Origin of the sequence: Streptomyces sp. NPDC056835, from assembly GCF_042789485.1 — a bacterium.
GTDB lineage: Bacteria > Actinomycetota > Actinomycetes > Streptomycetales > Streptomycetaceae > Streptomyces.
The window spans coordinates 25,235-46,687 of sequence record NZ_JBHUBB010000026.1 but is presented as its reverse complement, the minus strand read 5'-3'; the positions used below and the strand labels follow the sequence as shown (position 1 = coordinate 46,687).

Genomic DNA, 21,453 nt, shown 5'->3' with positions numbered 1-21,453 from the left:
TCACGGGCCGAAGTGGCTGGGGCCGGGATCGAACCGGCGACCTATCGCTTTTCAGGCGATCGCTCGTACCAACTGAGCTACCCAGCCACGCAACCTCAACGGCTGCAGCGGTCCTGACGGGATTTGAACCCGCGGCCTCCACCTTGACAGGGTGGCGAGCACTCCAAACTGCTCCACAGGACCAAGCAATGTGCGAGCACCAGTCTCGCACACGGTATTGCGTGCCCCCAACGGGATTCGAACCCGTGCTACCGCCTTGAAAGGGCGGCGTCCTGGGCCACTAGACGATGAGGGCTAAGGGCCCGCCTGGGCGCTTTGCAGCGCGTCGGGGACGTGAGAAGCATATGGGATGGCCAGGGCTATCGCCAAAACGGTTTAGGGAGCGGGTAGGGGGACGCCCGGCGAGGTCCGTGAGGGCGCGCCGGCGCCGGGTGCGGGCGAGGCTCCGCCAGGCGTACGCGAGGGGGAGCCGGGCGGCGGTGTCGGGGAGCCGGTGCCCGACGACGGTCCCGTACCGCCCGTGCCCGACGGATCCGGGCCGGGCGAGGCGCCGGCCCCGGGTGTGCTGATCTCCTGCGGAAGATGGCGGCTGACCTCGGCGGTCGTCAGCCCCAGCCCGCCGAGGGTGATCTCGTCCCAGGCCTGGAGCCGCTTGGTCGTCCGGTCCAGATAGAGCACGGACATCTGGACCTTCTCCGGGGTCTCGTTCTGGACGGCGCGCAGCCCGCCGCCGCCCGTCGAGCCCTCGATCTTCAGCCGGGTGCCGTGCGGCAGCATCGTGGTCTCGCGGTGGTGGATATGGCCCGAGAGGGCCAGCGGGACGAGGCCGTCGGTCTCCCGCGCGGCCACCGGGTTGTGGGCGACCGCGATGTGCACGGGCGTGCCGGCCCGCCGCTGGTCGCGGAGGGCCGAGGCGAGCCGGATGCCCGACAACCGTTCCGCCGGGTCGCCCTGGGCCTCCACCGAGCGGTCCGGGGTGAACTGCGGATCGCCGCTGCCCGCCACCCGTACCCCGGCGACGGTGACGGCCCGGCCCTCGTCCAGGACCCGGACGTTCTTCATGCGGCGCAGATACTCCTGGGTGCCGCGCGAGTCGTGGTTGCCGCGCACCCAGACGTACGGGACGTCGAGGTCGGCGATCGGGTCGAGGAAGGTGTTCTCGGCGGAGGCGCCGTGGTCCATGGTGTCGCCGGAGTCGATGATCATGTGGATCCCGTACTGCTCGACGAGGGAGCCGATGATGTGCCAGGCCGCCGGGTTGAGATGGATGTCCGAGACATGCAGCACCCGGAGGGTGGCCGGGTCCGGCTGGAAGGTCGGCAGCGTCGAGGCGGCGTCGTACAGCTTGGTCACGTTGGTGACCAGCCGCGCCAACTCCTTCTGGTAGACGTTGAAATCGTTCACGATCGAGCGCGCGCTGCCGACCACCTGCGGGGCGGAGGAGAGCAGTCCGGAGAACCGCGGCTCAAGCACCGACTTGGGGTTCCAGGTGGCGTACGCGCCGATGCCCGAGGCGGCCAGCAGCGTGAGCGCCAGCCCGCCGGCGAGGAGGGCGCGGCGGGGGCGGCGGTAGACGGCGAGCCCGAGGGCGGTGGCTCCGGAGACGACGGCGACGACGGACCGTACGGCCAGCTCGGTGGTGCCGTTCATGACGTCGTGGCTGACCTCGCCCTGGAGGCCGGACAGCCGCTCGGGGTGCTCGACGAGCGCCTGGGACCGTACGGGGTCCAGCTGGTCCACATCGACGTCGAGGCGGATGGGGGCGGTGTGCGTGCTCAGCTCCAGCGCGCCCAGCGGCGAGACATTGATCTTGGTGCCGCCGGTCAGGGACGGGCGCAGCGTCATCTTGGTGTCCATCGGGCCGACCGGCGTCTTGACGCTGCCGACGATCAGCAGTCCGAGCCAGGCGCCGAGGAGGACGACGGAGAGCAGCCCGAGCGCGCGGGCGTAGGGGTGCGGGGAGTGGACCAGGGCGCTGGTGGGGGCGTCGCGGCGGGAACTGAGATGGCCCTGGATGCGGGTGAGCGAGGTACGGAACGGGAAGTGTGGTACATCACGGGCCATTGGTCGCGTATGCCCACGACGAGGTCCGGCCATGCCTGACTGCCGCCACCAGGAGTAGTGACAGGAGTGGTGGCGGGAGTGGTCGGCGGGGGCGACGGGGCCGGTTCGGGCACGGGAGGCGGGCCGGTCTTTGGCGGGGCCCGATCTCTGACGGGGCCGGTCTCCGGTGGGGCCGGGCTCAGCCCCAGCCCAGCTCGTGCAGCCGGTCGTCCGCGATGCCGAAGTGGTGGGCGATCTCATGGACGACGGTCACGGAGACCTCGTGCACCACCTCCTCGGGGGTCTCGCAGTAGCGCAGGGTCGGCCCCATGTAGATGGAGATGCGGTCGGGCAGCACCCCGGCGTACCACTCGCCGCGGTCCGTGAGCGGAGTCCCCTCGTAGAGCCCGAGCAGTTCGGGGTCGGACGCGTCGGGTTCGTCCTCGACGAAGACGGCGACGTTGTCCATGACCTTGGTCAGCTCCGGTGGGATCTGATCAAGGGCCTGGCTCACCAGCTCTTCGAAGGTCTCGCGTGTCATCTCCAGCACTCGGCCATTGTCCAGCAGACTCCGGCCGAACGGCCCCCGCCTTCCGCGAGTGCGGGTGCGGGATGTGTCCCGGGCGTGTCCCCGGCGGGGAAAAGGGAGTTGAGCAGTGAGACCCCTCCCTCGCCGCCGGCGGGGAGACCCGTTCCACGCCCCCGGAGGTGCCACTCGTGCGCCAGTTGTCCGCCCCAGGCCGTTTCGCCGTCTGGATCGTCACGTCACTGGCGGTCGCGGCCTCCACAGGCTGCATGAGCGTCGGCGAGGACGAAGGAAAGCCGGCGCCCTCGCGGTCGGCGAAGGGCCAGGGCACCGCGACCGAGCCCGACGGCGTCACGAGCGAGGGCGCCGGGGCCAGTGAGCCCTATGCCTGGCAGGGCCGTACGGAAGACGGCGGCGCGGAGCGGGGCGGCGCGAACGGCCGGGAGAAGGAAGAGCGGGACGGGAAGGGTGAGGGCGAGGGAACGGGCGCCGCGGACGATACGGGCGATACGGGCGGCAACGGCGCCTCACCGAGCGCCAGTTCCACTGTCCCACCCTCGCCCGAGCCCTCGAAGGGCACGCGTCCGCGGCCCGGGAAGCCGATTCCGCCGGGCGACGGGCCCGTACCGCCCAAGGAGCCCACGCGCCCGGCGCCGCCCGCCGACCCGCCGCCTGGGCCCCCGGACCCGGACCCTGAGCCGCAGCCCGAGCCGGAGCCGACGAAGCCGTCGGAGCCGCCGTCCGCGTCACCGGCGGCGGATGTCCGTACGGGCGTGATGTCGGCCGCCGACGGGATGGGGATGCGGAAGGAGCCGACGGCATCGCCGCAGCTCGGCCCGGTGTGAGGGAGGTCGCGGCGGACGCGGTTTGCCTAAGAGGGGGGAGGGTGCGTATGGTAGTAGATCGTTTGATCATTGCCCGGCGCCGACACAGAAGAGCGCCGCGTGGCGCGTACTCTCCCTTGCCGTGGCTGACCGCATTGAGGCGGTCGATTTGCGAATCACGGAGTTTGGGCGCGTGCCGAGACTCCGGAAGGTTTCGCATTTCGCATGTCCATTTCCAGTACTGACCACACCGTCATGCCCGAGAACGAGTCCCCCGAGACGGTCGCCGACGTGACCGCCGAGATCGTCGAGATCGTCGAGAGCGCGGAGGCCGTCGTGGCCCCCGAGACCCACGAGACCTCCGAGGTTGACGAGGCGTCAGACGCCGACGAGACCCCTGGGCTCAGCTTCGGCGACCTGGGCCTCCCTGACGGCATCGTCCGCAAGCTCACCCAGAACGGCGTGACCGCCCCCTTCCCGATCCAGGCCGCGACCATCCCGGACGCCCTGGCCGGCAAGGACATCCTGGGCCGTGGCCGTACCGGTTCCGGCAAGACTCTCTCCTTCGGTCTGCCGCTGCTGGCCACGCTCGCCGGCGGCCACACCGAGAAGAAGAAGCCCCGCGGCGTCATCCTCACCCCGACCCGCGAGCTGGCGATGCAGGTCGCGGACGCCCTCCAGCCGTACGGCGATGTGCTCGGCCTGAAGATGAAGGTCGTCTGCGGCGGTACGTCGATGGGCAACCAGATCTACGCGCTGGAGCGCGGGGTCGACATCCTCGTCGCCACCCCGGGCCGGCTGCGCGACATCATCAACCGCGGCGCCTGCTCGCTGGAGCAGATCCAGATCGCGATCCTCGACGAGGCCGACCAGATGTCGGACCTGGGCTTCATGCCCGAGGTCACCGAGCTGCTCGACCTGGTGCCCGCGGGCGGTCAGCGCATGCTCTTCTCCGCCACCATGGAGAACGAGATCAGCACGCTGGTCAAGCGCTATCTGTCCAACCCGGTCAGCCACGAGGTCGACAGCGCCCAGGGCAATGTCACGACCATGACGCACCACGTGCTCGTCGTGAAGCCGAAGGACAAGGCCCCGGTCACCGCGGCGATCGCCGCCCGCAAGGGCCGCACGATCATCTTCGTACGGACGCAGCTGGGCGCCGACCGTATCGCCGAGCAGCTGCGCGACTCGGGCGTGAAGGCCGACGCGCTGCACGGCGGTATGACGCAGGGCGCGCGCACCCGGACGCTGGCCGACTTCAAGGACGGTTACGTCAACGCGCTGGTCGCCACCGACGTCGCCGCGCGCGGTATCCACGTGGACGGCATCGACCTGGTGCTGAACGTGGACCCGGCCGGGGACCACAAGGACTATCTGCACCGCTCGGGCCGTACGGCGCGGGCCGGCAAGTCCGGTGTCGTCGTCTCGCTGGCGCTGCCGCACCAGCGTCGCCAGATCTTCCGGCTGATGGAGGACGCGGGCGTGGACGCCTCGCGCCACATGGTCGGCGGAGCCGGCGCGTTCGACCCGGAGGTCGCCGAGATCACCGGCGCCCGTTCGCTCACCGAGGTCCAGGCCGACTCGGCGAACAACGCGGCCAAGCAGGCCGAGCGCGAGGCCGCGGAGCTGGCCAAGCAGCTGGAGCGGGTCCAGCGCCGCGCCGCCGAACTGCGCGAGGAGGCCGAGCGCCTGGTCGCCCGTGCGGCGCGCGAGCGGGGCGACGACCCGGAGGCGGCGGTGGCCGAGGTGGCCGCCGAGGCCGAGCGCGCGGTCGAGGAGGCGGCAGCCGCCGCGGCGGCCGTACCGGCGCAGCGCGAGGAGCGCAGGGACAGCCGCGATGAACGGGGCAACTTCGGGCGCCGCGACGACCGCGGCGAGCGCAGTGGCCGGGGCGGCGCGCGGGGCTACACGCCGCGTGACGACCGCGGCGGCGAGCGTGGCGCGGACCGTGGCGGTGACCGCGGCGGGTTCCAGCGTCGCGACGACCGCGGTGGCGACCGCGGCGGCTTCCGCCGGGACGAGCGCCGTGACGAGCGCAGGGACAACGACCGCGGTGGCTTCCAGCGTCGCGACGAGCGGGGCGGCGAGCGCGGTGGCTTCAACCGCGACCGCCGGGACGACCGCGGCGCGGACCGTGGCGGTGACCGCGGCGGGTTCCAGCGCCGTGACGACCGTGGCGGCGAGCGCGGCGGTTTCAACCGCGACCGTCGGGACGACCGTAACGACCGCGGTGGCGAGCGCCGTGACGACCGCGGCGGCCGCTCCTTCGAGCGCCGTGACCACCGTGGCAGCGACCGCCCGTTCAACCGCGACCGCCGCGACGACCGCCCGTCGAGCGGCTTCCGCCCCGGCGGCCACGACCGCCCCTCGACCCGCCGTGACGACCACCGCGGCGGTACGACGGGCACCGGCACCGGCAGCTTCGGCCGCCGCGACGACAAGCCGCGCTGGAAGCGCAACGGCTGACCGTCCGCCGACAGTCCACCGGCCGGCCTGACGCACTACCAGGGCCCGTGCCCCACCCCCGAGGTGGGGCACGGGCCCTGCCCGCGTCCGAGGGCCCGAGGCTCCGAGGCTCCGAGGTTACGGACACCCTGTCCGTCCCGGCCCACGAAACCGCCTCCGGCCACCCTGCCGACACCTCCCCCGCGAACCGCGCAGACACCCCGAGCCGACGTGCGACATACCCACGACGGGATACCCGATCGGCGCAGGGCCGAGGGCGGGCTATGCTCGTGTGTGTTGTGCCGAGGGCCGTTAGCTCAATTGGCAGAGCAGCGGACTTTTAATCCGTTGGTTGTGGGTTCGAGTCCCACACGGCCTACCGCCCGCAGGCAGGGGATACCTCCTCTGACCGGCTACAGAGCGCCCCGTCCGGGTTCGACCGGTCGGGGCGTTCCGTCGTTCGGGGCGCCGTGCGTGAGCGATGCGTGAGCGGATGTGCCCTTACGGCGGCGTAGGGAAGCGGAGCGGCTACAGACGCGAGGCGGCATCCGGCCACAGGGGCATCGCGAAGTCCTTGTCACTGGATCCCTCTTCGTACCAGCCCCGTCCGGCCAGCCAGCTTTCAAGCCACTCGGCGAGACTGCCGGCGTCCACGAACCATGCACCGGAGACGTCCCGGTCGGTGATCGCGTTCGGTTCAAAGAGGAGCACGGTGCCGTCCTCGCTCAGACAGTCGACGCACGCGAACATGGCGCACCCCCAGTCCAGGACCGGAAGGACGCCCTTCGGCCAGGACCACCAGGTGTTCGCATCCGCAGGTGGAATCCGGTCGAGATAGCCCGCGACGACGCTCTCCTCGTCGTCTGACGCAGGAGCAGGCGTCAGGGACAGCAACGAATCCATAGGGCCGAACCCGCCATTGCCCACTTCGCGGTACAGCGCGGCGAGGAGCGGATGCAGCCGAAACCCGAGTCGCTGCTCGGCTTCCATCAATGAGTCGGCAGCGACTGGTGGCTGGAGCCGCCCGCTCCGTGCCGCCTCGGCCGCGACCCGCCTGAGCAGATCGTCGAAGTTGTCCATGGAGGGCATCCTCGCGGACAGGTCTGACAACTCGGGCCAGTGCGGCAGACCGCCGCCGTGCCCGCTCCAAGCTCGCCCCCGCCCTGTCCATCAACCGCGTCCGTGAGGCCCGCGTCGGGCAGCGGGCTGCCGCCCTGCGCTCGGCGGACAGGCAACTTCTCAGCAGCGATACCAGCACCGACGGAGCCGTGGTGATCGACCTGCTCGTCGCCGCGATCCGCTTCACCGTGGCGGCAGCACGCCGGCACGAGAAACGAGGCCACGAGCAGCAAGCCGCAGCCGCCGAGCAGACGCCGGCGCATCTCCGCGTCGCAGCCGGCGAATGGCATCACCGCCTCGGAGCATCACGTCTTCCGCGCCGAGGCGACCACCTATGTGGGCCCGCCGACGGAACTGAACGAGTCGGACCGCATCGAGTGGATCCCGATGTCGGAGATTCGCGGCATGATCGACCGTCGCGAGGTGGGTCAGCAGCGGCAGCCTGGTCGGGTGCTGTACCTCCTGCTGGACGATGCCACCAGCGCCACGAATTAGCCGAGCGCTTCGCGCATGCGCCGCTCGAACGCGATCACCGGCGTCTCGCGCGCGTAGGGGGCGAGGCGCTGATGGAACTCGTGGACGTGGCCCGCGACCCGGGGCGAATCGAGGGACGCACTGAGGTCCAGGGCGAGCCCGGCACTGTGGCACACGGCATCCAGCTTTGGGCAGCCTGGGCAGTACTCGCCGCCGTGACCGCCTTAGTGGCCGCGGTCGACAGCCCGACGGGCCTGACGACCACCACGCCCCTGCTCGCCTACGGGAGGGCAGGGGCGCTTTCGTGCGTTCGGGGCGAGGACGCAGAACGCCTCGGCCCCCGTTCACGGGGACCGAGGCGTGCCGCCCGGAGCCAACCGGGCGTACCGTTCTGAGTGTCTGGGTCAGAACGGAGTTCAGCATGCCACAGGGCAATGAGGAGCACACCGGCGCGCGGATCGCGGACTACCGGAAGCTCCGTCAGATGACTCAAACGGCCCTCGCTCAGCGGGCGTTCCTGTCACGCGGCACTGTGGCCAAGGTGGAGGCCGGCCTCTCGCCGGCCACGCCGACCGTAGTCGCCGCCCTCGCCCGAGCGCTCCAGGTCGAAGTAGCCGTTCTCTACGGCCAGCCGTACACATCAGAGATGCAGCAGGACCATCTGGATCGGCTGATCAGTCCGTTGTCCGAGGCTCTGGACCTGTACGACCTTGGGCCCGACCCGGCCATCACTCCACGGCCCATTGCCAGGATCAAGGCGGACGTTGAGGCGCTGTGCGCGGGAGCCTGCGCCACGGAGTACAAGGACGTCGGAACCAAGCTGCCCGGCCTCGTCGGCGAACTCACCACGGCCATAGCTCTGCTGCCTGTCGGCGAGGAACGGCGGCGCGCGAGTGAATTCCTGGCCTGGGCTTACTGGGTGAGCTACGAATTCTCTTACCGCCTCGGGTACCAGCACCTTGCCTCGATCGCGCTGGAACGCATGGGATGGATGGCCGAACAGGCACAGGACCCACTGCTCCTCGCGGTCCGCCTGGCCAAACGGTCCAGCATGCTCCTGCGCCGCGGCGACAACCGCATGTCGCTGCGGATCATCGAACGAGGCCACAGCCTGGTCGAGCAAGCCGAGGACAGACAATCAGTGAACGCGCTCGCTGTCACTGGAAGCCTCCATCTCGCCTCCGCCATCGCGGCTTCGCAGGCCAAGAACGAGGACAGCGTCATGGGCTACCTGGAACTGGCCAACCGGGTCGCGGACGAGATCGGCCACGATGTGCCCAAGGCGTACTGGGCGTCATTCGGTAAGACCAACGTGAAGCACTACGAGGTCGCGACCCGTGTGGAACTGGGCAAGCTCGGGGACGCCATGAAAGAAGCCAAGACGCTCCATTTCCCGGCAGGCCATCCAAAGATGCGCATGGGCCGCTACTACATGGAGATGGGGCGAGCCTACGCCCAGATGGGCCGAGCGGAAGCCGCACACAAGGCGCTGCGCAACGCACGCAAGGTAGCCCCGCAGCAAGCCAGGTACCACCCGCTGATGCGCGAGACGATCGGCACACTCGTCCGGCGCCAACGCCGGGCCTCTGACTCGCTTTCATCAATGGCCGCATGGGTGGGCATGTAGCACAGCGCACCCTGCGTAGTGTTCCCGAGACGGGAACACTACGCGCCTCCTCGGTCGGGACGATGTGACGGGAGCCTTACTCGCCGTCACATGGAGCCGACCATGTCCACCGCGCCACCGCCGCTCGCGTTCATCTACGACCGCCACGCTACAGAGCGCCGCGCACCCCTCGACTTACGCCTCGACGGATGCCGGAACTGGGCGGCGCTGCACGGCTGGGAGATCGCGGGCATCTGGCTCGACCTCGGCGACACCGCCCTGACCGACGGGCACCGGCGCCAGTTCAACGGCCTGTGCGGCGCGATGGCGCTGCACGGGGGCAGTCGCGAGGTCCTGTGCCTCGTCCATACCTGGCAGCGCCTCACCCGCACCGACGCGCGCCCCGAGTATCAGCGCAAGGTCGCCGCCGCCGGCGGTTACACGGCCACCTGCCTCGGCGAGGACGACCGGCGGGCATTCGGCGCCGAGCGCCTGGCCGCGCACGCCGGATCGAGGGGGACGTCATGAGGCCCCAGGAACAAGGCCACGCTGCCTCGCTGGACGACACGATCGGCGACACCCCCGTTGTCCCCCCGGAGGTCCAGACGCCGTATGACCATGCCCTCGATCACGTCGGGCAGTGCGCAGAGTGCGGCGCCCTGCGCGACTGCCCGACCGGCGCCCGACTGCGCCAGGCCGCTCGGGAGGCACGGTGACCCGGTGCCCCGGCGGTGGCCACGACTTCCCGATGGAAGACGAGGACGGCGCGCGCTGCGACGAACATGGCCTCACCCTGCTGTGGAACGGCCCGCCCATCACGGAGGACGATCTCCCCCGGACGGCGGGCGCCGTTGTGCCGTGCGGGCCGTGCCTGGCCGCGCACCTCTTCGACCTCAGCTCCCCGCACCGCTGCCTCGGCCGGAGCGTGGCGCGCGCCCTGGTCACCGGAATCACGCTCGCGGAGCCCCAACTTTGCCCCTGCGACTGCCAGAGGGAGGGAGCACGGTGAGCGAGCGGACCCGGCAGCTGCTGTACGTCGTCGTCGCGTGCTCCTGGCCGTGCTCGACGTCGGCATCGTCGGCGGCGACTACGGCCCGGCCGAGCCACGAGGCGGCCGGCCGTGAACGTCCGTATCCGCCCCGACGGTCCTGCCTTCCCCGTGATGGGCGACTGCTTCATGTGCCCCCGCCGCGGGCTCCAGACCATCCGAATCGGAGAAATCGTCAGCACCGGTGGTCCCGGGCATGACGACGCCGACGTGCCGCTGTACGCCTGCCGTGCCTGCGAGCAGGGCCTGATATGCCTGCGCGCCAACGCCTTGCGGAACCCGGTCCGACCGTACGTGGCCGCCGGACACCCCCATTGACCCCCTGCCCGCCGCTGCCGGTGGCGGACAGGGTGAGGGCCCCCTGGGCCCTCCGTTCATCCGACCGAGTACATCCTCGAAGGGAAACGCTATGTGGCACACACTCAGCTCATGCGATCACGAGTGGACCGAGTGGAGCGGCAAGCAGCGCTGCCGTAAGTGCGGCGAAACGCAGGGCTGATCCGCTACTGGGGGCGCCGGGGTATGACCCGGTGCCCCTCCTCAGACGAGAGGGCACCATGACCGAGCGTGTTCCGTGGGATGACCTCCCCGCCGGACTCCGGGCCGCCATCGAGGACAAGACCGGCGCCGTGACCGCCTCAACTTCGGTCACCCAGGGACTGAACTGCACGACCGCCCAAGTCATCACCACCCGTGGGAACGGGCCGCTCTTCCTCAAGGGCGTCCGTGACACCGACCTCGACGGCGCCGCCGCTCTCCGCTGGGAGGAGCACCTCAACGACACCGTGGGGGGTATCAGTCCGACCATCCGCCATGCCGTACGAGTCGGTGGCTGGTACTGCCTCCTGTTCGTCTACGTGGACGGCCGGAACGCCGACCTCAGCCCCGGCTCAAAGGACCTGGACGCGGTGGCGTTCACGATCGGGCGCATGCACCGCCTCCGGACGCCCGACATCTGCATCCCGCCGCTCGCCGACCGCTTCACCGGATACCTGATGCCCGGCGAGGCCGAGGCGCTGGCCGGCGGCACCCATCTCCTGCACACGGACACGAACCCCCACAACATCATGATCAGCAGCGGAACCGCGTACATCGTCGACTGGGCCATGCCAGCGGTCGGCCCTGAATGGGTGGACGCCGCCTACACAGCAGTCCGTCTCATGGAGTACGGGCATGCTCCGGCGTCGGCCCTGGCATGGCTCCGCAGGATCCCGAGCTGGCGCAGTGCGGACCCGAAGGCGGTGGAGGCTCTGGTGTCGGCTACATGCCGGCGGTGGTCGGCGGTGGTGGGCGCGCGCGGTTCAGCAGCGAGCAACAAGCGGTTCCAGCAGCTCGTGGCCTGAAGGGTGTTACCCCTGCCCCGGCACCACCACGCAGTGATCTGATGAGAGCCCCGGCCGCGCTGCCGGGGCTCTCCCGCGCGGAGCACCCCCGCCTGCGCGGGGACCACACTTCCCGACCTGCGGCGTTAGACGGGCTTTGCCGTTGCTTGACCATCGCTCGTCCTCATGCCTCCATGGTGTCAGAGGCATGTGGTCGGTGGGGCTGCCTTGTTGCCGTAGCTGGACCCAATGCCCACCGGATCGCTCGATAAGCCAGCCAGCCAACCGGCCAGCCGATCAACCCGTCAGTCCCGCCCGGCCAGGGGGATTTGGGCGGTTGCCGGTCCCGCGGAGTCGAACCGTAGCGTCGGTCCCCCGCCCCGGCTGGGGTCCCGCCGCGCCTCCGCCTCAACCACAGCTCAGGAATGTGTCCGGCGCCGACGTCGGCGCCGGGACGCGGGTCGGTCTGGGGGCCGGGGCCGCGTGCAAGTGGCGTTGGGGGGTGGCGTGGCAGGGGCAGTCGCAGCGCAGCGTCTCGATCGCCGGTCCTGTGCGTGACTGCCAGGGGAGCCGGGTCTCACCCGGGCCGTGGCATTCCGCGTGCTCCTCGATACGGCACGCCGGTGCCGTATAGGCGGGTGCCTTCGGCGTCACTGGGCCGCTTCCACTTCGTGTCCGTCCGTCGTCGCTCGGGTTGCCGCGTCATCCGTAGGTGTGGCTTCCGCGCCGTGCCGACCGGGTCCGGGCGGCGCTACGGCAATCAGCATGACGCCTCTCCTACTACGCTGAGTTGCCCGTCCATTACTGGGCTCATGACAGTAGGGAGCGGAGATCACCGCTTGAAGTGACCACGGGTACGGGTAGCCCGCCGCGGTCCGCGTGCGATTGGGGGCCCCGTGCCGAACGTTCCGCGGTTCACCCTGACCGGCGGTCGGAGAAGCGTGCCGAGGGCCCGTGCGGGGATCGTGTCCGGTTATGTCTTCCGGATCATCCGTGAGCAACTGGGGCTCACCCAGGACGCCCTGGCCGAGCAGTTCCGGGTGTCGGCCGACACCGTCGCCGGGTGGGAGTCGGGGCGGCGGGCGCTGACCGCCGTACCCGTCGGGCAGTTGTTCGTGTACAGCCACCGGCTGATGCGGTTGGGCACCGTCCCCGCGTTGCTGCTGTCCCTGGAGCGCGCCATGGAGGCGGACGTCCTGCTCGCCGGTGCGCTGGACGGCGGTTTCTCGTACGAGGCCAACCCGCTGGGCGCGTGCGTCATGCGGCGGGATCTGGTCGAGGTGCTCGCCTGGCCCCTGAACGGGGTCGCTCCCACGTATTTCAGCGCGCTGCCCGAGCCGCCGCGTCCCCGGCGGGGGCCGGTGCCCCAGGGGCCCGAGCTGGGGGCCGCGAACCGTCGGCGGTTCTTCTCGGAGATGCGGCGCACCGCCGAGCGGGCCCGCGGGAAGGAGAGCTTCCTGCTGCGGCGCCAGGCCCTGTATCTGGCCGGCTATGACGACCGGGCCGACACCCCCGGCTGGCTGGCCCGCCAGCAGCGCACCGAACGGCCCGACGACTGGCTGTCGGGCTGGCTCAACTCCCGCTCGGTGGCGGCCGTCGCCGCCCGGCAGGGCGACCGGGACCGGATGCGCCACTTCATCGAGAGCGCCCTCGTCGACGACGACGCGAGCGAGGCCGCCAATCTGAACTACTGGGCGTACTGGATCGGTGAGGCACCGCACATCCAGCTGTCCGACGACTTCATCGCCGCCCGTGTGCCGGGCCGCTGGCCCGGCGACAGGCTGATGCACCACCTCGTACGGGGGCTGACGCCGCGTCACGGGTTCTTCGACCTCAATGTCCACACCCTGTGGGCGCTGCTGGCCGCCCGGCCGAGTCTGCTGCGTTCCGGGAGCCCGGCGGGAAGCGCGCTGAGCGCGTGTCTGCCGGCGCTGCTCGACGACCGGGAACTGTCGGCGCGGGCAAGGAGGGAACTGCAAGGAATCCGGTACGCGATCCGGCTCGCCGAGGCGTGAGCGGGCAGGCATATGCCTCCGTAGTCTGCGTCGTTGCCGCCGCCGCGGCCGAAAATGAACTGCGGAAGGGCCCTTTTCATTCGCGCATTTCTTCGCTCACTTCTCGCCATATCGTCGCGCTTCGGCCATTGTTTCGCACGCCCCGTCTGTCGAGATGAATAGTTGGCTACCTTTGGGCGCTGCTCCGGAGGAATCCGGGCGCCGGGCCATTCGTACCCGGCCATGCGTACCCGGCCATGCGTACCCGGCCATGCGTACCAAGTCATGCGTAACGGGCCATTCGTGGAGAGCGGAAAAGGAGGGGCATCGCATCATGAGCGAACAGCTTTCCCCGGAACTCGACGAGAGCGTACTGGAGCAATTCCACGAGCGAGGCTATCTCGTCCTTCCCGGATTCATTCCGTCCGATTCGCTGACGCCCTTGGAACGTGAAGTCGACCTCTGGGTGGACAGCGGTCTGCGGAAGCGTTCCATCGCCGCGGCGCTCGAACCAGACGTATACGGCGCGCCGGACATGGTCGAGATAGAGCTCGCGGCCCATGGCGAACTGGCCGTGCATCCCCGCTGATGTCCCTGCTCCGCCCTGTTCCACGCCCGCCGTACGGTCCCCGGCGCGTCGGGCGGGCCCCGCTACATGATCGACGCCTCGTACTGCCAGACCGGTTGATCCGGCCCCCGCGCGGCGTCTGGTCCTTCATCATTCGGTACGCCGCCCGCGCGCACAGGAAGCTTCCCGTGGCGATGGAGTCCATGACGCGGTGCCAGTCCTCGACAGGGACGTCCTCGGTCGGTGTGTACGGCATGGTGTCCGCCGCGTTGTTGAAGAGCAGGTCGATACGTCCGAAACGCTTCGCCACGTCGTCGAACAGCCGCGCTACAGAGTCCCCGTCCGTGATGTCCGCCGGCACCGGTACCGCGCGTGCCGCGTCCGCTCCGGCCAGCGTCGCCGTCTCCACGAGCGGGTCTTTCCGCCGCCCGGCCAGGACGACCGTCCAGCCGTCCGCCAGCAGCCCCAGCGCGCAGGCGCGGCCGATACCGCTGCCCGCGCCCGTGACGACCGAGATCTTTTCAGCCAATTCAGCGGATTCAGTCATGCCGGACTTCCTTTCGCCGCATTCTGGATCTCCGCAGCGAGTCTGGACACCGTCCGCGATCCCGGTCAAGGCTGCGTGAAAGCCGAAGAGTTGTTCCACGCGGGCGATGGCGCCCGGGACAGGAGTGACATATGACCCGGCAGAATTTCTCCGGTGTCGCGGCCAAAGGCGTAGCGGCCGAAACGGCGGCGCAGGCCGTACCGGCGCTCGGCGGAACCGCCATGAGCAGCGCCTTGTTCGAACGCGCCAAGAAGTCTCTCGCGGGCGGTATCAGTTCCTCCTCCAGGCTCACTTCCACCGGTCCGCACCCCTACCCGCTCTATATAAACGGTGGCTCCGGGGCCCGTATTCGTGATGTGGACGGAAACGAGTACATCGACTTTCTCGCCGCGTACGGAAGCGCCATTCTCGGCCATGGACACCCCGCGCTCACCGACGCCCTGACCGGAGTCCTCGCCAACGGCCCCATGTTCGGCACCTGCAATGTGCCCGAGGTCGAGCTCGCCGAGCTGATCCGCGCGATGGTCCCCTGCGCCGATCTGGTCCGGTTCGCCAACTCGGGCTCGGAGGCGGTCCAGGGAGCGGTACGGGTCGCCCGAGGCCACACCGGACTCTCCAAGGTCCTCAAGTTCGAGGGTCACTACCACGGGTGGTCGGACACCCTCGCGATCTCCAACCGGCCGCCCGAAGCGGCGGCGGGCCCGTACGCCACCCCGCACTCCGTCCCGCACTCCCCGGGGATCCCGGAGGGCGTCACCGGCGATGTCGTCGTCTGCCCCTGGAACGACCCGGACGCGCTGCGCGCCGTACTCGACGCCCACCGAGGCCGGCTCGCGGCCGTCATCTGCGAACCCGTCGTCGCCAACAACGCCTGCACCATGCCCGCCCCCGGCTATCTGCGGCTGCTGCGCGACGAGTGCACGGCGCGCGGGATCATCCTGATCTTCGACGAGGTCTGCACCGGCTTCCGTACCGGCCCCGGCGGCGCGCAGGCGCTCTTCGACGTGGTCCCCGATCTGGCCGTCTATTCGAAGGCGCTGGGCGGCGGACTGCCCATCGCCGCGTTCGCCGGCCGTCATGAGGTGATGGCGGCGCTCGCGACCGGCCGGGTCAAGCACGGCGGTACGTACAACGCGTCGCCGCTCTGCGCCACGGCCGCGCTGGTCACGCTCAGCACGCTCGCCGACCCGGCCGTCATCAAGAGGATCGACGACACCGGGCAGCGGATCATGGAGGCCGTGCGCCGGGCGGCCACCGACCACCGGGTGCCGTGCGCGGTGCAGGGGGTCGGCGCGATGTTCCAGGTGGTGTTCTCGGCCGACGGTGCCCCCACCCGGCACTACCGCGACACCCTCCGCCTCGACCACCGGCGCTACGACACCTTCCGGCACGAACTGCTGCGCCGGGGGATCCACACCAACGCGCACGGACTCGCCTGCTGGTTCGTCTCGGCCGCCGTGACGGACGACGACACGGACCGGACCTGCGCCGCGATCGAGGAGGTCTTCGCCGTCCTCCGCTGAGATCGCGGGAGACCGGCACGACCGGTGTGACGACCGGTGTGACCCAGCCGACAGCCCGTGCGGAAAAGAAGCGGGTCCCAGAGGCTGCGGATGGGGCGAGATCGACGCACTCTTGGGCCTATGAGTGATGCACCGATCGTCGTCCACCGGGCGTCAGGGACAGGCGGGCGGCGGGTCACGGTCCGTGGGCGGATCATGGGGCTCGCCCACTCCGACGACCACTTGATCGAATTCCTGCGACTGGCGGGGCTGCCGGACGCCTGGGAGCTGCTGGACGACCCGGCCTGGGTGGAGTGGCAGGGCGGTCCCGCGCACGAGTACAGCGTGGTGTGAGCCGGCGTGGCGTGAGCCGGTGTGGTGTGAGCGGGCATGGCGTGAACCCGCGTGGTGCGATGCGCACCCATCCGGCTCACCCGCCGCACCCCGCCCCGTCAGCCCTGTTGGTCCGCCCGTTCCACCTGGTCGGCTCGCTCCCTCTGCCCTTTCTGCTCCCTCTGCTCCGCCACGATCGCGGCGAGCTGCGTCAGGTTGTCGATCCGCCAGTCCGCCGCCTCGATCACTTCCGGGTCGTCCGCCCACAGGTAGCCCCAGGGCCCGCGCCGCAGATGCGCGGCGCGCAGACCCGCCTCCCGGGCGGGGAACAGGTCGTACGCGGGATGGTCGCCCACGTACACCGTCCTGTCCCGTGACGCCCCGGACGCCTCGATGACGCGCGCGAAGAACTCCGGCGACGGTTTCTCGACGCCCCACTCGCCCGAGGTGGCGATGAGATCGACGGGCAGATCGAGGCCGCGCAGCAGCTCGCCCGTCTTTACGGTCTGGTTGCCCGCGAGGACGACGCGGACGCCGAGGGCCCGGAGGCTCGCCAGGGCGGGCCGTACATCGGGATAGAGATCGGACTCGTCGAGATGGTCGCCGCGGCCGGCGGCCTCCCGGGCGCGGTACGCCTCGCCGACGTCCATGCCGGGCTTGATGAGGCGGAGGGCGTCGGCGTTGTCCCGGTTCTGGACGGTGGCGGCGCCGACGAGCGCCGAGATGGTGTGTCGGGGAATGCCCAGCCAGTCGGCCCAGGACGCCCAGTAGCGGTCGTCGCGGACGAGGGTCTCGCCGACGTCGAACACGATGGTTTCAATCACCGGTGTAAGCGTAGGGGGACACGCTCTGCCGATTGTCAGTGGCTGGCCGTAGCCTTGCTCCTATGTTCGCTTCCTCGTCCACTTCTTCCCCCGCCTCCGGTGACGGCGACTCGTTACGCGCTGTCAGGTCCGCCGCTGTCGTCAACGCGGAGATCCGTGCCCTGTGGGCGCGTGCCGGTGGCGCGCTGCCGCCCGCCGAGCAGGAGCGCTACCAGCGACTTCTGGTGGAGTGGGCCGCCGCGGTCCACGCCGATGTCGTCGAGGCGGCGTAGGCCGTCCGTGCGCCGAGTGGTGATGATCTTGCTCCGGATGGCGTAGAGTTGCATTCAACGGCGCGGGGTGGAGCAGCTCGGTAGCTCGCTGGGCTCATAACCCAGAGGTCGCAGGTTCAAATCCTGTCCCCGCTACTGGAAGAGAACGAAGGCCCGGATTCCTGGTGAATCCGGGCCTTCGTCGTGTCCGCCCGCCCGCCGGGCCTTCGTCGTGTCCGCTCATCTGCCCGTCCGTCCGCCCGCGTGCTTCTCCGCCTGCGTGCTCCTCCGTCCGCGTGCTTCTCCGTCCGCGTGCGGCTTCCGGGGTTGACCTTTACGTAACGTCAAGTTCTAGCGTGAAAGTCATGGAGTGGTCGATCCAGGAAATCGCGAAGAAAGCGGGCACGACGAGCCGCACGCTCAGGCACTACGGCGAGCTGGGGCTGCTTGAGCCCAGCCGTACGGGCAGCAATGGCTATCGCTACTACGGACAGGACGCCCTGGTCCGGCTTCAGCGGATTCTGCTGCTGCGGGAGCTGGGCCTCGGGCTGCCCGAGATCGCGCGGGTCCTCGACGGCCAGCAGGACACGGCCGCGGCCCTGCGCGGCCATCTGAAGCTGCTTGAGCGGGAACGCGAGCGCATCGGTCGGCTGATCGCCTCGGTGCGGACCACTCTCCACAAGACGGCGACGGGAGAGGAACTCATGGCCGAGGACGTACTCGACGGCTTCGATCACACGCGGTACGAGGAGGAGGTGACCCGGCGGTGGGGCCGGGACGCCTATGCGAAGAGCGACCGCTGGTGGCGGTCGCTGAGCGAGGAGGAGCGGCAGGGCTTCAAGGACCAGCACGAGAGCATCGCCGGGGACTGGGGACGCGTGGCCGCGGCGGGGCTCGCCGCGGACAGCGACGAGGCGCAGGCCGTCGCCCGGCGTCACTGCGACTGGCTGTCCGTCACGGCCGAGCCCACCAGGTCGTATGTCATCGGCGTGACGGCGATGTATGTCGATGACGCGCGCTTCGCCGCCACCTATGACCAGTACGGTGAAGGTACGGCTGTGCTCGTGCGGGACGCCATGAAGGTGTACGCCGAGCGCCACCTGACCGACTGATCGGGTCCGTCGGCTCGCCGGTGCGCCGGAGCATCGGCCGGGCCGACGGGTCGGCTCGCCATAGCCCACTCGGCCGACGGCGATTCGCCGCCCGGGATGGCAGCGGCCAGCCTGGTGGAGCGCGGCACCGTCCGCAGCAGTCGGCGGACCGGGCAGGAGACCACTGGTGTGGAGACTGAGGAAGCTCGGAAAGGGCATCGGCGGAAGAGGCCGGCGGGCGGCCGAGGGCGCCGGTCTCTGGGCTGTTGACGGAAGGGGTTTCTGGGCGGCCGGCGACAACGCTCGCGGCGGCGGCCGGTATCCGGGCGGACGTGGCCGTACCGGACGCAGGCTGGTACGGGTGCTGCCCGTACTGGTGATCATCGCCGGGGTGATCTTCGACCTGGTGACCCCCACGCGTGTCACCGCGTCCCCCCTCTTCGCCGCCGCTCCGCTGATCGCCGCCCCGTTCTACCCGTTGGCCGGCACGCTCACCATCGCCCTGGCCTCGCTGGTCTCCGAGGTGCTGCTGCACATCCACGCGGACACCCAGTTCCAGGTGGAGTCGATCAGCGAGGTGCTGACGGTGGTCGTCGTCTCCCTGCTGGCGCTGTACATCAACGGCGTCGTACGGCGCAGCGGCGAGCGGCTGGCCTCCGCCCGCATCATCGCCGAGACCGCCCAGCGCGCGGTGCTGCCCAGACCCGCCGAGCGGATCGGGGGGCTGCGGATCGCCGCGCGGTACGAGGCGGCGCAGGAGGGCGCGTTCATCGGCGGGGACCTCTTCGCCGTACAGGACACGCCGTACGGGGTGCGGCTGGTGGTCGGGGACGTACGGGGGAAGGGTCTTGACGCGGTCGAAGCGGTGGCGGTGGTCATCGGGTCATTCCGGGAGGCCGCCGAGCAGGAGAGTTCGCTGGAGGGAGTCGCGCAGCGGCTGGAGCGCGCGCTCAGACGTGAGGGGACGCGGCGGGACGGGCTCGACATCTTCGAGGGGTTCACCACCGCCGTACTCGCCGAGATCCCGCACGACGAGGGAGTGGTGCGGCTGCTCAACCGCGGCCATCCCGAGCCGCTGCTGATGTGCGGCGACGGTGAGGTGCGGATGCTCGCCCCGAGCGACCACGCGCTGCCGCTCGGGATGAGCGAACTGGGCGCGTGGCCGGACCGCGCCGAGCAGGCCCTGTATCCGGAAGGCGCGACGCTGCTCTTCTACACGGACGGGCTCACCGAGGCGCGCGATGCCCACGGGGTCTTCTACGTCCCGCGCGACCGGCTCGACGGGCGGGTCTTCCAGGGGCCCGACGAGATACTTCAGGCGCTCATCGACGACGTACGGCGGCACACGGGCGGCGGGAGCCAGGACGACATGGCGCTGCTGGCGGTCAGCCGGCCCTCGGAGGGCGAACCGGAGCGGCGCAGGACCATGCCCCTGGTGCCGTGAGACGGCCGCGATCGCCGTCGGAGTCGTCACCCTCATCGCCCGGCGCGGGGCCGGCGGGAGCTCTCGCCACTGTAGGTAATCGAGAGGTATCCCTCCGCATAACATTTGACACACCGTCAGAAATGCCGACTTCCCTGACGGGCTGTCAACTCGCCCGATTGCGTTCCGCTACGTCCCGGTACGTCCGATGCGAAGTCGTTAATGATCACCCGGAACAGCTTGGAATATGGGCCGGGTCTCTATTAACGTTCGATAACGCAGCGCGGTCGTCCCAGCCGTCGTAAGAGATGGCGCCGTGCGCACGCGCCGAATCCCGCGAGGGAACCGGGGAACCACCAATTGGGGTGAATCGGGTGTCTTTTGCTGCCCTGTGCGGCAGGAGCGCCCGTAGGAGACCTTCCTGCTCCGAACCCGTCAGCTAACCCGGTAGGCGAGAAGGAAGGAAAGGAGCACGCCTCAGTGGCGTCCAACAAGCCTGCCCCCGAAGCCGTCTTCGAAACGCACTCCCTCGGCAGCGAGCCGGACAGGGCATGGGGGGAATGGAATCCCACCGAGGAGTCCATACGGCCCGTACGCGGCCGGCACCGCGTCGCCAAGCAGCGCGGACTGGCCCGTAGCTCCACCGTCCTCGGCGTCGGCGTCATCGCCGCCGTCGGCGCGGGCGGCATCGCCACCGCGCAGGACAAGCCCGCGGTCTCCATATCCCTGCCCGACGCGATCACGGACAATCTCCCGGACGCCAAGTCCCTGCCGGGAATGGGCTCCCTCGCCTCGGACGACTCCGACTCCGAAGTCCTCGCCGCCCCGCTCACCACCGCCGGGCTCACGGCCGCCGACACCGAGCAGGGCGCCACCGACGCGGGAGAGGCGCTGCGCGCCCGAATCCTCCAGCAGGCCGAGGCACAGCAGACCGGCGCCGAGGCGGCGCGGAAGGCCGCCGCGGAGTCCGCGGCGGCCGAGCAGGCCGCGGCCGAGGCCAAGAAGCAGCAGACCGAGGCCGAGAAGAAGATCGAAGAGGCGAAGAAGAAGGCAGAGGCGGAGGCCAGGGCCAAGGCGGAGAAGGAGCGGCTGGCCAAGCTGGCCGCCAGCTACGCGATCCCCACCTCCTCGTACACGATCACCTCGACCTTCGGTCAGGCCGGCTCCCTGTGGTCCTCCGGCCAGCACACCGGCCTGGACTTCGCCGCGCCGACGGGCACCCCGCTCAAGGCCGTGCACAGCGGCACGATCAAGTCGGCCGGCTGGTCGGGCTCGTACGGATACCGCACGGTCCTGGAGCTCGATGACGGCACGGAGATCTGGTACGCCCACCAGTCCTCCATCTCCGTCAGCGCCGGGCAGAAGGTCACCACCGGCGAGGTCATCGGCAGGGTCGGCGCGACCGGCAATGTGACCGGCGCCCATCTGCACCTCGAAGTCCACACGGCGGGCGGCACGGGCCTGGACCCGATGAGCTGGCTGCGCGGCAAGGGCCTCAACCCGTAGGGCTTCC

General features: G+C 70.2%; 21 protein-coding genes, 5 tRNA genes, 2 pseudogenes and 1 riboswitch. Of the genes and pseudogenes, 19 read left to right on the top strand and 9 right to left on the bottom strand.

The window, feature by feature from the left end; all coding sequences use genetic code 11:
* Window positions 1–13: 13 nt before the first annotated feature.
* The 5 genes from ACFRMN_RS26905 to ACFRMN_RS26885 all read right to left on the bottom strand — a co-directional run bounded on the left by ACFRMN_RS26905 (window position 14) and on the right by ACFRMN_RS26885 (window position 2,593).
* Window positions 14–87, bottom strand: a tRNA-Phe gene (locus tag ACFRMN_RS26905).
* 21 nt (window positions 88–108) lie between these two features.
* Window positions 109–183, bottom strand: a tRNA-Asp gene (locus tag ACFRMN_RS26900).
* Window positions 184–222: 39 nt separating this feature from the next.
* Window positions 223–295 (bottom strand) — tRNA-Glu (locus ACFRMN_RS26895).
* 80 nt (window positions 296–375) lie between these two features.
* Window positions 376–2,064 (bottom strand): metallophosphoesterase, encoded by a 1,689-nt coding sequence (locus ACFRMN_RS26890; RefSeq protein ID WP_383023713.1) that lies wholly within the window; start codon window positions 2,062–2,064, stop codon window positions 376–378.
* Window positions 2,065–2,242: 178 nt separating this feature from the next.
* Complete coding sequence (locus ACFRMN_RS26885; protein WP_249951658.1) at window positions 2,243–2,593, bottom strand: metallopeptidase family protein; 351 nt, start codon at window positions 2,591–2,593, stop codon at window positions 2,243–2,245.
* 167 nt (window positions 2,594–2,760) lie between these two features.
* On the opposite strand from ACFRMN_RS26885, the gene ACFRMN_RS26880 reads away from it, so the two are divergent.
* From ACFRMN_RS26880 to ACFRMN_RS26870, 3 genes are all read left to right on the top strand, one after another.
* Window positions 2,761–3,414 carry a hypothetical protein gene (locus ACFRMN_RS26880; protein ID WP_383023709.1) on the top strand — a complete coding sequence of 218 codons (654 nt, stop codon included), beginning with the start codon at window positions 2,761–2,763 and terminating at the stop codon, window positions 3,412–3,414.
* A gap of 204 nt (window positions 3,415–3,618) precedes the next feature.
* Entirely contained in the window at window positions 3,619–5,859 is a 2,241-nt protein-coding gene (locus ACFRMN_RS26875) for a DEAD/DEAH box helicase (protein WP_383023706.1), read from the top strand.
* A gap of 285 nt (window positions 5,860–6,144) precedes the next feature.
* Window positions 6,145–6,217, top strand: a tRNA-Lys gene (locus ACFRMN_RS26870).
* 149 nt (window positions 6,218–6,366) lie between these two features.
* Here ACFRMN_RS26870 and ACFRMN_RS26865 read toward each other — a convergent pair.
* Window positions 6,367–6,918 carry an SMI1/KNR4 family protein gene (locus ACFRMN_RS26865; protein WP_383023703.1) on the bottom strand — a complete coding sequence of 184 codons (552 nt, stop codon included), beginning with the start codon at window positions 6,916–6,918 and terminating at the stop codon, window positions 6,367–6,369.
* 312 nt (window positions 6,919–7,230) lie between these two features.
* Between ACFRMN_RS26865 and ACFRMN_RS26860 the strand changes: the two are divergent.
* Window positions 7,231–7,452 (top strand): annotated as a pseudogene (locus tag ACFRMN_RS26860) (NUDIX hydrolase); the annotation flags it as partial.
* Here the strand turns inward: ACFRMN_RS26860 and ACFRMN_RS26855 are convergent.
* The gene (locus ACFRMN_RS26855) at window positions 7,449–7,607 is read right to left on the bottom strand and encodes a hypothetical protein (protein ID WP_383023700.1); all 159 of its coding nucleotides are present in this window, start codon (window positions 7,605–7,607) and stop codon (window positions 7,449–7,451) included. The pseudogene ACFRMN_RS26860 and the gene ACFRMN_RS26855 overlap by 4 nt on opposite strands.
* Window positions 7,608–7,852: 245 nt before the next feature.
* Here ACFRMN_RS26855 and ACFRMN_RS26850 point away from each other — a divergent pair, with 245 nt between their 5' ends.
* The 8 genes from ACFRMN_RS26850 to ACFRMN_RS26815 all read left to right on the top strand — a co-directional run bounded on the left by ACFRMN_RS26850 (window position 7,853) and on the right by ACFRMN_RS26815 (window position 13,990).
* Complete coding sequence (locus tag ACFRMN_RS26850) at window positions 7,853–9,058, top strand: helix-turn-helix domain-containing protein (RefSeq protein ID WP_383023697.1); 1,206 nt, start codon at window positions 7,853–7,855, stop codon at window positions 9,056–9,058.
* 102 nt (window positions 9,059–9,160) lie between these two features.
* Entirely contained in the window at window positions 9,161–9,565 is a 405-nt protein-coding gene (locus ACFRMN_RS26845) for a hypothetical protein (protein ID WP_383023695.1), read from the top strand.
* On the top strand, window positions 9,562–9,753 hold the full coding sequence (locus tag ACFRMN_RS26840) for a hypothetical protein (RefSeq protein ID WP_383023691.1): 192 nt from the start codon (window positions 9,562–9,564) through the stop codon (window positions 9,751–9,753). Before ACFRMN_RS26845 ends, ACFRMN_RS26840 begins: the two co-directional genes overlap by 4 nt.
* Window positions 9,754–9,785: 32 nt before the next feature.
* Window positions 9,786–10,046, top strand: coding sequence for a hypothetical protein (locus ACFRMN_RS26835; RefSeq protein ID WP_383023689.1), 261 nt, complete (start codon window positions 9,786–9,788; stop codon window positions 10,044–10,046).
* A 111-nt stretch (window positions 10,047–10,157) separates the two neighbouring features.
* Window positions 10,158–10,403, top strand: a complete 246-nt coding sequence (locus ACFRMN_RS26830) for a hypothetical protein (RefSeq protein ID WP_383023685.1) — start codon at window positions 10,158–10,160, stop codon at window positions 10,401–10,403.
* 239 nt (window positions 10,404–10,642) lie between these two features.
* Window positions 10,643–11,428, top strand: coding sequence for a phosphotransferase (locus ACFRMN_RS26825; RefSeq protein WP_383023683.1), 786 nt, complete (start codon window positions 10,643–10,645; stop codon window positions 11,426–11,428).
* A 920-nt stretch (window positions 11,429–12,348) separates the two neighbouring features.
* The gene (locus tag ACFRMN_RS26820) at window positions 12,349–13,422 is read left to right on the top strand and encodes a helix-turn-helix domain-containing protein (protein ID WP_383023680.1); all 1,074 of its coding nucleotides are present in this window, start codon (window positions 12,349–12,351) and stop codon (window positions 13,420–13,422) included.
* 313 nt (window positions 13,423–13,735) lie between these two features.
* On the top strand, window positions 13,736–13,990 hold the full coding sequence (locus tag ACFRMN_RS26815; protein ID WP_383023922.1) for a hypothetical protein: 255 nt from the start codon (window positions 13,736–13,738) through the stop codon (window positions 13,988–13,990).
* A 151-nt stretch (window positions 13,991–14,141) separates the two neighbouring features.
* Here ACFRMN_RS26815 and ACFRMN_RS26810 read toward each other — a convergent pair.
* Window positions 14,142–14,516, bottom strand: a pseudogene (locus ACFRMN_RS26810) (SDR family NAD(P)-dependent oxidoreductase); the annotation flags it as partial.
* 131 nt (window positions 14,517–14,647) lie between these two features.
* On the opposite strand from ACFRMN_RS26810, the gene ACFRMN_RS26805 reads away from it, so the two are divergent.
* Both ACFRMN_RS26805 and ACFRMN_RS26800 read left to right on the top strand, forming a co-directional pair.
* On the top strand, window positions 14,648–16,039 hold the full coding sequence (locus ACFRMN_RS26805) for an aspartate aminotransferase family protein (protein WP_383023677.1): 1,392 nt from the start codon (window positions 14,648–14,650) through the stop codon (window positions 16,037–16,039).
* Between the two features lie 120 nt (window positions 16,040–16,159).
* A complete protein-coding gene (locus tag ACFRMN_RS26800) occupies window positions 16,160–16,372 on the top strand; it encodes a hypothetical protein (RefSeq protein ID WP_249951663.1) in 213 nt (70 codons plus the stop codon).
* A gap of 98 nt (window positions 16,373–16,470) precedes the next feature.
* On the opposite strand, the gene ACFRMN_RS26795 is transcribed toward ACFRMN_RS26800, so the two are convergent.
* The gene (locus tag ACFRMN_RS26795; RefSeq protein ID WP_383023918.1) at window positions 16,471–17,172 is read right to left on the bottom strand and encodes an HAD family hydrolase; all 702 of its coding nucleotides are present in this window, start codon (window positions 17,170–17,172) and stop codon (window positions 16,471–16,473) included.
* Between the two features lie 65 nt (window positions 17,173–17,237).
* On the opposite strand from ACFRMN_RS26795, the gene ACFRMN_RS26790 reads away from it, so the two are divergent.
* The 5 genes from ACFRMN_RS26790 (at window position 17,238) to ACFRMN_RS26770 (ending at window position 21,446) form a co-directional block, all read left to right on the top strand.
* Entirely contained in the window at window positions 17,238–17,447 is a 210-nt protein-coding gene (locus ACFRMN_RS26790) for a hypothetical protein (RefSeq protein WP_030350053.1), read from the top strand.
* A gap of 61 nt (window positions 17,448–17,508) precedes the next feature.
* Window positions 17,509–17,582: transfer RNA gene (locus ACFRMN_RS26785), tRNA-Met, on the top strand.
* A gap of 209 nt (window positions 17,583–17,791) precedes the next feature.
* On the top strand, window positions 17,792–18,538 hold the full coding sequence (locus ACFRMN_RS26780; protein ID WP_383023674.1) for a MerR family transcriptional regulator: 747 nt from the start codon (window positions 17,792–17,794) through the stop codon (window positions 18,536–18,538).
* Window positions 18,539–18,734: 196 nt separating this feature from the next.
* Window positions 18,735–19,961 carry a PP2C family protein-serine/threonine phosphatase gene (locus tag ACFRMN_RS26775; RefSeq protein ID WP_383023916.1) on the top strand — a complete coding sequence of 409 codons (1,227 nt, stop codon included), beginning with the start codon at window positions 18,735–18,737 and terminating at the stop codon, window positions 19,959–19,961.
* A 294-nt stretch (window positions 19,962–20,255) separates the two neighbouring features.
* A riboswitch (cyclic di-AMP (ydaO/yuaA leader) is annotated at window positions 20,256–20,409 on the top strand.
* 11 nt (window positions 20,410–20,420) lie between these two features.
* Window positions 20,421–21,446, top strand: coding sequence for a M23 family metallopeptidase (locus ACFRMN_RS26770; RefSeq protein ID WP_383023671.1), 1,026 nt, complete (start codon window positions 20,421–20,423; stop codon window positions 21,444–21,446).
* The last annotated feature ends 7 nt before the right edge of the window (window positions 21,447–21,453 follow it).

Coding starts and splice junctions, on each gene's coding strand:
- ACFRMN_RS26780 (WP_383023674.1), top strand. CDS start 17,792: ATGGAGTGGTCGATCCAGGAAATCGCGAAGAAAGCGGGCACGACGAGC.
- ACFRMN_RS26790 (WP_030350053.1), top strand. CDS start 17,238: ATGTTCGCTTCCTCGTCCACTTCTTCCCCCGCCTCCGGTGACGGCGAC.
- ACFRMN_RS26875 (WP_383023706.1), top strand. CDS start 3,619: ATGTCCATTTCCAGTACTGACCACACCGTCATGCCCGAGAACGAGTCC.
- ACFRMN_RS26845 (WP_383023695.1), top strand. CDS start 9,161: ATGTCCACCGCGCCACCGCCGCTCGCGTTCATCTACGACCGCCACGCT.
- ACFRMN_RS26890 (WP_383023713.1), bottom strand. CDS start 2,064: ATGGCCCGTGATGTACCACACTTCCCGTTCCGTACCTCGCTCACCCGC.
- ACFRMN_RS26825 (WP_383023683.1), top strand. CDS start 10,643: ATGACCGAGCGTGTTCCGTGGGATGACCTCCCCGCCGGACTCCGGGCC.
- ACFRMN_RS26815 (WP_383023922.1), top strand. CDS start 13,736: ATGAGCGAACAGCTTTCCCCGGAACTCGACGAGAGCGTACTGGAGCAA.
- ACFRMN_RS26865 (WP_383023703.1), bottom strand. CDS start 6,918: ATGGACAACTTCGACGATCTGCTCAGGCGGGTCGCGGCCGAGGCGGCA.
- ACFRMN_RS26840 (WP_383023691.1), top strand. CDS start 9,562: ATGAGGCCCCAGGAACAAGGCCACGCTGCCTCGCTGGACGACACGATC.
- ACFRMN_RS26835 (WP_383023689.1), top strand. CDS start 9,786: ATGGAAGACGAGGACGGCGCGCGCTGCGACGAACATGGCCTCACCCTG.
- ACFRMN_RS26805 (WP_383023677.1), top strand. CDS start 14,648: ATGACCCGGCAGAATTTCTCCGGTGTCGCGGCCAAAGGCGTAGCGGCC.
- ACFRMN_RS26850 (WP_383023697.1), top strand. CDS start 7,853: ATGCCACAGGGCAATGAGGAGCACACCGGCGCGCGGATCGCGGACTAC.
- ACFRMN_RS26800 (WP_249951663.1), top strand. CDS start 16,160: ATGAGTGATGCACCGATCGTCGTCCACCGGGCGTCAGGGACAGGCGGG.